This window comes from Flavobacterium cupriresistens, from assembly GCF_020911925.1.
Lineage (GTDB): Bacteria > Bacteroidota > Bacteroidia > Flavobacteriales > Flavobacteriaceae > Flavobacterium > Flavobacterium cupriresistens.
Genome location: NZ_CP087134.1, coordinates 3,561,866 through 3,574,154, shown reverse-complemented (window position 1 = coordinate 3,574,154; position 12,289 = coordinate 3,561,866). Strand labels below are relative to the sequence as shown.

Here is a 12,289-nt window from a genome sequence, read left to right as displayed (position 1 = left end):
TCTCAATATGTCAATGAACTTTTATTTACTACTTTTATAGTAAATCAGTGGAGAATAACGGAGTCGAACCGTTGACCTCCTGCGTGCAAGGCAGGCGCTCTAGCCAGCTGAGCTAATCCCCCATTTTGCAATCTTAGATTGTAGAATTCAGATTTTAGATTTCTTAATTCTTCTCTAATTTCTTTGGTGAATTCCAACTTCTAGAATTTCCTTTTTTTAAGCTTTTCAGTCTTTTTAAGTTACTTTTAATTATAAATTTTTGATTTTTAATTAATTCTCTTTAAAAAGTAGTCCCGGGCAGACTCGAACTGCCGACCCCTACATTATCAGTGTAGTACTCTAACCAGCTGAGCTACGAGACTCTGTTTTACTTAAATTTATTATTTGAACTAACAGCAAGAGTAATAAAATTTCATGATTCAGAAACATTTAGATCTGCATCTTTTTTCCTAACCGTGCAATTGCTTGCTAACACTTAGGCTCTAGAAAGGAGGTGTTCCAGCCGCACCTTCCGGTACGGCTACCTTGTTACGACTTAGCCCTAGTTACCAGTTTTACCCTAGGCAGCTCCTTGCGGTCACCGACTTCAGGCACCCCCAGCTTCCATGGCTTGACGGGCGGTGTGTACAAGGCCCGGGAACGTATTCACCGGATCATGGCTGATATCCGATTACTAGCGATTCCAGCTTCACGGAGTCGAGTTGCAGACTCCGATCCGAACTGTGACCGGTTTTGTAGATTCGCTCCTGGTCGCCCAGTGGCTGCTCTCTGTACCGGCCATTGTAGCACGTGTGTAGCCCAAGGCGTAAGGGCCGTGATGATTTGACGTCATCCCCACCTTCCTCACAGTTTGCACTGGCAGTCTTGTTAGAGTTCCCGACATGACTCGCTGGCAACTAACAACAGGGGTTGCGCTCGTTATAGGACTTAACCTGACACCTCACGGCACGAGCTGACGACAACCATGCAGCACCTTGTAAATTGTCTTGCGAAAAGTCTGTTTCCAAACCGGTCAATCTACATTTAAGCCTTGGTAAGGTTCCTCGCGTATCATCGAATTAAACCACATGCTCCACCGCTTGTGCGGGCCCCCGTCAATTCCTTTGAGTTTCATTCTTGCGAACGTACTCCCCAGGTGGGATACTTATCACTTTCGCTTAGCCACTGAACTTGCGCCCAACAGCTAGTATCCATCGTTTACGGCGTGGACTACCAGGGTATCTAATCCTGTTCGCTACCCACGCTTTCGTCCATCAGCGTCAATATATTAGTAGTAACCTGCCTTCGCAATTGGTATTCCATGTAATCTCTAAGCATTTCACCGCTACACTACATATTCTAGTTACTTCCTAATAATTCAAGTCTAGCAGTATCAATGGCCGTTCCACCGTTGAGCGATGGGCTTTCACCACTGACTTACCAAACCGCCTACGGACCCTTTAAACCCAATGATTCCGGATAACGCTTGGATCCTCCGTATTACCGCGGCTGCTGGCACGGAGTTAGCCGATCCTTATTCTTACAGTACCGTCAAGCTGGTTCACGAACCAGTGTTTCTTCCTGTACAAAAGCAGTTTACAATCCATAGGACCGTCATCCTGCACGCGGCATGGCTGGATCAGGCTTGCGCCCATTGTCCAATATTCCTCACTGCTGCCTCCCGTAGGAGTCTGGTCCGTGTCTCAGTACCAGTGTGGGGGATCTCCCTCTCAGGACCCCTACCCATCGTAGCCTTGGTAAGCCGTTACCTTACCAACTAGCTAATGGGACGCATGCTCATCTTTTACCGTTGTGACTTTAATAATTAAATGATGCCATTCAATTATACTATGAGGTATTAATCCAAATTTCTCTGGGCTATCCCTCTGTAAAAGGTAGATTGCATACGCGTTACGCACCCGTGCGCCGGTCTCAAGCTCCGAAGAACTCTACCCCTCGACTTGCATGTGTTAAGCCTGCCGCTAGCGTTCATCCTGAGCCAGGATCAAACTCTTCATCGTATATTTTTTATATTATATTGCGATGCGTTCTCTATCGGTTCTTTTCGAATCTCTCGATTCCATTACTCTTATTCTTTTGTTTTAACATCTCTGTTAAAACGGCTGTCAATTCAATATGTCTACGAACGTATGTTTCTGTGTTTCGCTTGTTTCTCAAAGCGGGTGCAAAACTACATCTTTATTTTTAACTGGCAAGACTTTTTTGAAGTTTTTTTTAGAAACTTTTCGTTTCTAATTTTCTTCTTTTCTTAACCAATCTCTCAATGAACTTGCGTGTTTTGCGGGGTGCAAAGGTAAGCAGCGTTTTCAAATCTCACAAGCTTTTTTGAATCTTTTTTTTATTTTGTTTTCTCAAACTTTTCTAAAAAATTAATCCTCTTTTCTTGTCAGTCTATCAGGGAACGTCTGCGTCGTTGCGGGTGCAAAAGTAGTCCCTTTATTCGCTTTTACAAGCTTTTTACTTTGCTTTTTTTGCCTTTTTTTGAATCTTTTTCTTAACTTACTGGTAATGGTGTTTTTACAAAACTTCTTTTTTTGTTGTTTTTAGGAATTTTCTTTCTTTTTGTAATTTTATCTTGTTGCTGTTCTTTTGGAAGGGCTGATTTTACTGGGGTTTTTAAAAAATAAACCCGACAGGTTTTGAAAACCTGTCGGGTTGAGGACGTATAATTAAGGATGTAATTACACCTATAAATATAAGGACAACTGTTATTCTCTACCTTACTCTCTTTAACAAACCCGACAGGTTTTAAAACCTGTCGGGTTGGGGGTGTATAATTAAGGATGTAATTACACCTATATATAAGGACAACTCTTATTCTCTACCTTACTCTCTTTAACAAACAAACCCGACAGGTTTTGAAAACCTGTCGGGTTGTGGGTTTGGTGTATATTAAAACAAGACCGGCTTTAAATGCTATTGTGATGGCTTGTTTTTTTTAATATACTAGACGAAACTTATTTGATAATTAATTTTTGTGTTGCGGTTTTTCCATCTTGTTCTACTTTAACTATATAAACTCCCGATGGCAAACTAGAAACATTTATTTCTTTGTCAGCAGATCGTATCGTAAACACCTTTTTTCCGGACATATCAGATATTCTGATGTTTTTAGAACTGCCGGAACTTGTTTGTATGTGCACTTTCCCGTCTTTTACCGGATTTGGGTAGATAACAAACCCTTCAATTGTATTGGAATCTACTCCTAAACTACATGCTGTGCTTGATACATTTATTATACGAGTTACTGAAGTTTGATTTTGCAAGGCGTCTTTGACGGTATAAGTACGAATGTATTGACCCGGCGTATTTACATCGACAGAACCAGAAACTACAACTCCTGCTCCAATATCAACACCTAAATTGTCTTTTGCGCTATAACCTGCATCGGTAAAAACACAACCTTTATTAATAGAAACTATAGCGTCTCCTAAAAGCGTTATAATTGGTGCGGCTCTTTCAATTGTTACGGTCCAATCTACAATATCTCCATTTTGCGCCAATACATTATAAACAACTGGCGAAGTATAGTTTAATCTCGTAACGCCACTATCTTGAAAATAGGTACCGATACGCAATGTAGCAAAATCAGATATTTGGAAAACCGGAACTACTGTAGCTAAATCAGCATTATTATCAACCAAAACCTTAGCTGTTTTGGAAACCGGATCTATAACACTTGTTCCTACTTGATTTGCAACAGTATATGCCAAAATATTGGCCTCTGAATTTCTCGCATTTAATGTAACCGTATAATTGGTCTGTGAAAGTTTGTTCTCTGAGACAACAGTAACCAGAAAACTATTCGAATAATCTGATATAATTGTTTTCGAATTTAACTGCTTCACCCCGTCTATATAAAGTTCCGCTCCCGGAGAAACAACAAAATCTGCTTTTAAACTTGAAATATTAGTTCCAAAGACTACTGTTTTTGTAACATTGTTTCCTGTTATATCTGTATTAATATCTGATGTTAACACCGGATTTGATGCGGTTGTAAAATTATACGAAATTAATTTGCTTTCCGTTTTTAAATCGGTAATCACTTTAATAGTATACGTTTCTGAAATTCCTGTATTAAAACCAACTCCCTCAACTGTTAGCGTAACTGGATTAGTATAGTCATTTGCTGTAATACCGTTTACTTGTGTTATTCCGTTTATTTTTGCAATACTATTCATTCCTAATCCCCAGTTGGCAACTGCTGTCGTTATATCGGATCCATTATTCAACAATACAGTATAGGTTTTGGTTGCTGCATCGTAAGTAGATGAAAGCTGATTTACAAAATCTACCTTTTGTAACAGAACAGGAATATTCCAGAATTTCCCTTCACCTAAACCATTTGAATCGGCATTTGTTACTACAGCTGTATTATCATTTGCAGAAGAATCATGAACAAATTGTTTATCACCTTCAGAGAAAGGATAATAACCTGTTAACCCAGCTTCATTACCCGTATATCTTACCATTGCATTGCCGGAAATTGTTGCCTGATCGCGAACACCTGACCAAATACGAACTTCATCTATGTTACCATTTAAACCACGTGTTAAAGTGGCATTGTTACCAATATAAGCCGGCAGTGTTGCATTTGTAGTAGCTGCCCCGGCAATACCGGTACTAGTAAAAGGAACAGAAACTCCATCAATATAAACAGTATATACATTAGTTGAACTCACTGTGTAAGCAATATGCTGCCAAATGTTCTGTTTAATCGAATTTGCTCCTGTATTGATTACATATGAACCTGAAGCAGTTGTAATAGAAATCACCAAACTATTTTCTTTGTAAAGCGTTACATTATTACTGTTGTGAATAAAAACTAACGCCCTGCTTTTGTCTAAAACTCTACCAAAAGTGGAAGGTTTCTTCTGATTAACCCATGCTTCGAATGTGTAATTGTTGGTAAGATCCAGAGCTGGTGTAACATCTGTCTTTATAAAATCATCAACTCCATCGAAAGTCCCCACTACGTTTAAAGCATAATTTGCCGCATGTGTAAGCGAAATTGATTTACTGTCGTTTGTTACGTCTGTATCACCTGCCAATTTAGTATATACTTCAATTGTATAATCTCCTGACGCACTTAAGTCTGCTTTAGTAGTGAATGAAAAAGTAGCTGTTCCCAGTGCCGCAATAGAGGTGCTGACATTTTGAACCACTTCGGTTCCGCCATTAATTTTGTATGCTATTGGGAAATTAGCAATTACAGTATTTGAAAAATTGCGTATAACTGCTGTTACGGTTACAGGTTTATTAGCAGATTTAAAAGGCGCTGTAATCCTTTCTACACTTGCATCAGCAGCGGTTAATGGCAATACATTAACGGTATATTCTTCTATCTCAAAATCTCCTCTTGAACTTGTTAATCCATCAATAGTTGGTCCAAGGTTTACGTTAAAATACTCATTCGGTGAACGAAACATATGGATAACACGCATCAATTTTTCACCTGCTGTCGTACCTGCAGGAATCGTTAAACCTCCTGCCAATGAAATATTATTTCTGAAATAATGGGTGCTTGTTGTAGATGGAATTGCCGGTGCAGCTGAAGTAGGTGTTGTATTCACCCAGAAATTACCCGCATAAAATTCATCGGTTAGATTACCATCTCCATTCAAATCAATAACCATCATAGTAAACACACCAACAGCAGTTGCTGACAGATCTCTTGTGATTGGTATTTCTATTTTGGTGATTGAAACCTCAGGCTGATAGGTCAATCCCGGATATACCGGAATTTTTATATTCTTAAAATCAGAATAGGCAGTCGTTCCTGAAGTATTCACAACATCATTCCATTTCAATTTAGAAATGGCATATCCACTGGTATTCTCATGAACAGGTAGTTCATTTTTGTTATATACTGTCTTTTCTTTTGCGTCATTACTATTATTATCGTCTGTTATATCAACACCACTTTTTATTAGGTAAGTTGCTCCAACATCAGACAAATCTGCTTTGGCTGCAAAAGTAAAACTTACTGTAGCATAAGCAGCTATAGCAGGAACTGTCTCTGCAACTTTTGCTCCTCCGTTTACCTGATAATATACCGGGTGGTTTGTTAAAGCAGTTGCACCTAAATTACTAACTCTAATCGTTACATCATTTGTACTTGTTTTTTTTCCAAGAATCTCCGGCGTAACTATAGCAGCGACACTAGCATCAAGTACGGTTGGTTTTGCAACACAACTGATGTCAGCGGTCCACCCTGCTCCATTTGTGTTTGAATCTGAAGTAAACCTAAAAGTTAGCTCTCCTCCTGCTGCTTTAGATGTTATTGATGAAGGCAAAGCATTGCCTGTAAAAGTGCCGACCAATGAAGCTGCAGAAACCGAAGGGCCATTATAAACATACAAATAATCAAAATCTTGTTCCGTATCAAAAGTTGTAAAATCTACTTTTATACTGCTGCCTGCTGTAGCGGGTTTAAAAGTTAGGGTCTGGGTTACATTATCACTATAATTGGTGAAACGTGTTCCGTTATCTGTAAATACCGCCGAACAAGTAGTATTTGGGGTAGCTGACCCCATTAAAACATCTGTCCCGTTATTATAAACAGTTTTTGTAATTGTATTATTTTCAACAACAGCGTCACCGGTATAATTTACATTGCCAACAACTTTGTAAACACCCGGAGTAGCATAATTGACTTTCTGAACAAAATCATAAGACACGCTGCTCAAAGGAGCAATGGGTCCCGGAATAACTTCACTAACTTCTGTTTCTTCATTAATTTTATAAGAAACAGGAATAGTACTTATTGCAACAGGAGAATTGTTAAACACTTTCATTGTCACGGTCTCAGTAGCTGTTAAAGCAGTATTGGCTACCAATGAAGATAGTGCCAAATCGGTAGTTGTGGCTTCGAAAAGACTAACATTATCTACAAAAACAGTAGTGTACACCGTATCATTACCAACCACACTCGCATCATTATCCATAACAGCTTCAAAAGCAATACTAAATGTTGTTCCTGCGAATGCCGACAAATCATAGATTACTTCTGTATTTCCTGATAGCGTGGCTCCTGCATAAACGTCTATGTTTTCATGACTGCTTAGTGGGATTCCATTTACCAAAACTCTAAAAAAGTTTTTATTAACGGCGCCAACACTATTCCAAATTAAATTAAATTTCATACGAATCACTTTTCCTGTCAGTGCTGTAGCGTCGACATCGCAAAAAGACATCTTTTTTATGAAATTCGGGTTATTGGCAAAGGCATTCGCAGTTGTACTTGCAACCCATGGCGTCAAAGATACATTTCCGGACCCTGCCATTTTTACACCGTCCAGTAGTGTTGCGTTTACATATTCATATTTTATAATACCTGCAGTTCCTTTGGAAAGAACATAATTCGTTGCTTTTCTTTCATTAAAGTTTTCTAAAAACGGTAAACTGGCGACTGTCAAAACCGGCTGTGAAACCGGATCCACGTTTATTGCTTTAACTCTTTCAGAAGTAATTCCTGTAGCGACATCTATTGTGCGAACAGAGAACCAATTGTCTTCCCCTGCTGTAAGATTATTAAACGTATAACTAGGTTCTGTAACTGTCGCGACAACATCAAACTTGTATCCGTTCATTTTTAAAACTTCATATTTTGCTCCTGCAATAGGATCCCAATCCATTTTATAGGAAGAAGTACCGCAGACAGCTGGCGCAATCACTAAATTTTTAGGCTCTGCAATAATATTAAATACCTCTTTTGAAGTATCTACTTTTGCACCTGTACTAATTCTTATCTTAGCGTTTGCAACCACAGCTGCAGGTACTTTCCAGGCAAAACTTCTTGCGGCAGCAGGAACTTCTTTTGCTAGTGTTGTATAATTTATTCCTCCATCAAGTGAATATTCGATCGTGAACGTTTTTGCTTCTCCTTCATAATCCCAACGGATGTATTCTGTAGTTTCCGGATTGAATTTTTCTCTACCAATCGGATAAGTCAGACTTAATTCCGGTGCCACATAATCGTATACTACCGAAAATTCCTGACTGTTAAGAGGAACTCTTGTACCGGTAACCACAATTTTATAGGTTCCGGGAGCAGGATTATCTAAAGTTACTTGCTCGATATTGTTCATCGTATCTACTCCTCTTGTTGCATTTGCATTTGGAGTTGTTGGATTTAAAATCCACGGTAAGGTCGTAGTACCGTCTTTTACAATTTTAATATCCAAATCATTTACCTGAACAGAAGTTGAGCCGGGTGTTCCTGCTACATCCGAATAAGCAAGCATAACTTTTAAAGAAACTAAACCCACAGGCACCACAATTTCTTTTTCATAAACTGCTCCGCCTGCTACAGTAGCCGTGTAAAACATTTTTTTATCTAAAGCTTTAATCGCTCTTAGACCATTCAAATTTCCAAAACCATATTTATAATCCGGACCCGGGTTACCGGCATCTATTGCGGTATTGGTAACCAACGCTTTCATTAAAGAGGCTAATGGTTTTTCTCCATAAATATTTTTATATCTTTCGTAGAGCAAAGCTATTGTACCACTGGTTCCGGGTGTAGCCATTGAAGTTCCACTCATAACCTGATACCCATTACTATAAGCCAATGAATATACATCTGAGCCAACTGCCGCAATTTGTGGTACCAAGCGACCATCAATCGTTGGCCCGAAACTACTGTAACCACTAATCATATCATCAGGATTATTGGCTGCTACGTGCAATGAGTTTTTTGAATTTTTAGTAGAGGTATTAAAACCACCCGGGTATGCTGATTGCGAATTTCCATTAGAATACACATTTAAAAGATAAGGATATAGAACCGTAACATTATCATCTCCACGATCTGCATTATCGTATCTCCTCACATTGTATCCGGAAGTAAGACTGGATCCGTAAGAATTAGAGGTGATTTCGATCCCGTCTTCTGTTACCGCTTTTACTCTTTCTTGCTGCACACTTAAACCATTTGATTGTGTATTAAAATTCCAACCAAACATTTCTACCTCCGGCGCCATACCTCTGGCTCTTGGATCTAACAAACCGGCGCCGCCAATTGTTCCGGAAACGTGTTCTCCGTGAGAAGAATTAGACTCATATTCTCTAATTGTAACTCTACCGGTATGATCTTTATGTTTTTCCAGATTTCCATCCCAAACACCCACTTTAACCCCTTTTCCTGTCAATCCATATCCTAAACCGGGAATAACTGAACTTAAAACATTTACTTTATGAGAAGTTACACCAGGCTTATTATCACTTTCAACAGGAGCAGCAACCAGTTCAATATTTTGAACCCAGTTTAGTTTTGCTATTTCCTCCAATTTATCTCTGGAAGCTTCCAAATAAACTTCATTAAAAGATTCGTCGATCTTACTGCTTTTCACAAATAAACCTGCCAGATTTTGTGAAATAACTTTACTGTCAACTCCCTTAAAGTAACTTACTACAACCTTAACGTTATTACTTCCTTCTAAGGCATAATCCGGAATTGCTCCATTTGCAATCATTGGATCAATTTTATACTTTGAATCTACCGTAACAACAGTCCTGATAGTAGAAGAAATAACCCCTTTATTGTAATAGTTCGAATTAATTAAAGCATAATACGCATTATTCGATAAATAACTAAGCAATGTAATACCTTGCTCTTTTAACTTTTGCTGCTCTTTTACAGATGGCATTTGGGTAAATTGCACCAAATAGTAAGTTGCCACTGGCTTTTGCTTACTTGTATTCTTCTTAAATTCTCTAACTTGTTCTTTAAAATTGGCAGAAGTAGGTATTTTATTTCCATTTATAAAAACAGAATAATCATTTTGAAGCTCTTCTTGCGACCACATCGAAATCGCAAAAAACATCATAATAAGACTAAGTATTCTTTTTAGCATAGGAGAATTTTTTGGTTAATTAATAGTTAAAAAAAAGTAAACTTAACGAATTAAACTACAAACAGCAAATAATTATTATAAGAAATTTCTTAAACAAGCAAGCGTAAACTAAAATTAAAACTAAAAACCAGTATTGGCGGGATCTTACAACAGCATCGGCAGCAGGGTAAAAAAAGAACCGAACCTGTCTTAGAAAAAGAATATACCTATTACGAAAACCAAATATTAAAGTTTTATCCAAAAAAAAGACTTACCAAAAATTAATCCGGTAAGTCTTTTTAAATAGATGTGTTTATTTATTTTGCTGCTTTGAGCTCTTTTGCTTTTTCCTGCCAATGATTACTCAAATCATCGTAATCAACGGGATGTGCGGGCTTTTGATTGATTAATCTACCCGATTCGAAGGCTCTGACGAGTATGGTTTCGATCAAATAATCCTCGTTTACTTCATAGGGCTTGTACTCTCTTTTTAGGCTGATATCGAATAAATTAGCTGTCGTATTGGATACAAATGCTTTGAAACCACTTTTTAAATTCTTGATAAGGTCAAAGGTCGTGGTTCCGGTTTGGCGGTGAACGAGTTTTACGAGTATTTGTCCTTGTTTTCTGGAAAGTTTTTTAAGTCGGTCTTCAAATTCATTGTTAAGGTAATCCTCAACGATTTTGAAATACTTTTTCTTTTCGCGATTTGTTTTTAAACGTGCCATTCCCTGATTTAAAGCAGTAAGCCTGTCTGCGGTTGTTTTAGCATAAGGATAGGTTTTATAAACCCGATTCTGCAGAATAAGAAATTGCTTCTGTGCCTCGGGATCCAGCTTCTCTTTAGAAATTATAATCTCCGGCAATTCGATAGTATCATTTAAGATAGTATCCTGTTCGGTCAATATATAGCCCATTTCCTGATTCTCTTTAGGGGTAACCTGGGCTTGACTTTTAAAACTAATCAATATAAAAAATAAAATAAAGTAGGTAAATCTCATGGAGTCATAATTTAAATGTAAAATTATATATTTATATACAACTCTAATACCAAATTTATAAATTAGCGCAAAAAATTTTCTATGAGCACAAAATCTATCTTAAAAGATACCTCTATAGCTTTTCTTGAAAGCTACCTTAATAATGCCTCACCTACCGGTTACGAAAGCGAAGGCCAAAAACTTTGGATGGATTATCTGAAACCTTATGTAGACACCTTTATTACTGATACCTATGGCACAGCCGTTGGAGTTATCAATCCTGATGCTCCTTTTAAAGTGGTTATTGAAGGACATGCAGATGAAATTTCATGGTATGTAAACTATATTACTGATGACGGATTACTATATGTGATCAGAAATGGTGGTTCTGATCACCAAATCGCTCCCTCAAAAAGAGTGCATATTCACACTAAAAAAGGAATTGTAAAAGGGGTTTTCGGATGGCCGGCCATTCATACCCGATTACGTGATAAAGAAGAGACACCAAAAATCAGCAATATTTTTATTGATTTAGGTTGTGAGACCAAAGAACAGGTTGAAGCAATGGGAGTTCATGTGGGCTGTGTAATTACGTATCCTGATGAATTTATGATTCTGAACGAAAACAAATTTGTGTGTCGCGCCATCGACAACAGAATGGGTGGTTTTATGATCGCCGAAGTAGCCCGTTTGCTTCATGAAAACAAAAAAGAACTTCCTTTTGGTTTGTATATCGTAAACTCCGTTCAGGAAGAAATTGGTCTTCGTGGTGCTGAAATGATTGCACAAACGATTAAACCGAATGTAGCCATAGTCACTGATGTGTGCCATGATACGACAACTCCTATGATTGACAAAAAAGTAGAAGGTGATCTAAAAATGGGGAAAGGTCCTGTAATTGCTTATGCTCCTGCAGTACAAAATAAATTACGCGATTTAATTGTGGATACTGCTGAGGAAAACAAAATCCCATTCCAGCGTCATGCCTCTTCGCGCGCTACAGGAACCGATACAGATGCTTTTGCGTATAGCAACGGTGGTGTAGCATCTGCTTTGATTTCATTACCTTTACGTTATATGCATACTACTGTAGAAATGGTACACAGAGAAGATGTTGAAAATGTGATTCAGTTGATTTATGAATCTATATTGAAAATCGAAAACAACGAAACATTTTCGTATTTCAAATAGGGGATGTAAAAAAATGGTACGCGGATTTGGCGGATTTAGCAGATTAAGCGGATTTTTTATCAGTTCTTTTGTTAGAATCTGCTAATTCAACGTGATAAAAAGTTAAAGCAATTCAAAGGTGCTAAATAAAAATGGCACGCAGATTTAGCAGATTAGGCAGATTTTCGCCAAAGCAATGATAAAAAATCCGCTAAATCTGCTATATCTGCGTGAAAAAAAGATAGAATTAAATTGATCTACACAAATCAAATCATTTCAATCTTATTAATCTGTGGCAAAAAA

At 37.9% G+C, this 12,289-nt stretch carries 3 protein-coding genes, 2 tRNA genes and 1 rRNA gene; 1 reads left to right on the top strand and 5 read right to left on the bottom strand.

Annotated features, from left to right (window positions below):
- Nucleotides 1–48 precede the first annotated feature (48 nt).
- The 5 genes from LNP23_RS15210 to LNP23_RS15190 form a co-directional block, all read right to left on the bottom strand.
- Nucleotides 49–122, bottom strand: a tRNA-Ala gene (locus LNP23_RS15210).
- Between the two features lie 166 nt (nt 123–288).
- Nucleotides 289–362: transfer RNA gene (locus LNP23_RS15205), tRNA-Ile, on the bottom strand.
- 124 nt (nt 363–486) lie between these two features.
- Nucleotides 487–2,000 (bottom strand): 16S ribosomal RNA (locus LNP23_RS15200).
- Nucleotides 2,001–2,957: 957 nt separating this feature from the next.
- Entirely contained in the window at nt 2,958–9,857 is a 6,900-nt protein-coding gene (locus LNP23_RS15195; RefSeq protein ID WP_230001839.1) for a S8 family serine peptidase, read from the bottom strand.
- 296 nt (nt 9,858–10,153) lie between these two features.
- Nucleotides 10,154–10,837 (bottom strand): DUF4294 domain-containing protein, encoded by a 684-nt coding sequence (locus tag LNP23_RS15190; RefSeq protein ID WP_047776575.1) that lies wholly within the window; start codon nt 10,835–10,837, stop codon nt 10,154–10,156.
- 81 nt (nt 10,838–10,918) lie between these two features.
- On the opposite strand from LNP23_RS15190, the gene LNP23_RS15185 reads away from it, so the two are divergent.
- Nucleotides 10,919–12,007 carry a M42 family metallopeptidase gene (locus LNP23_RS15185; protein WP_047776573.1) on the top strand — a complete coding sequence of 363 codons (1,089 nt, stop codon included), beginning with the start codon at nt 10,919–10,921 and terminating at the stop codon, nt 12,005–12,007.
- The last annotated feature ends 282 nt before the right edge of the window (nt 12,008–12,289 follow it).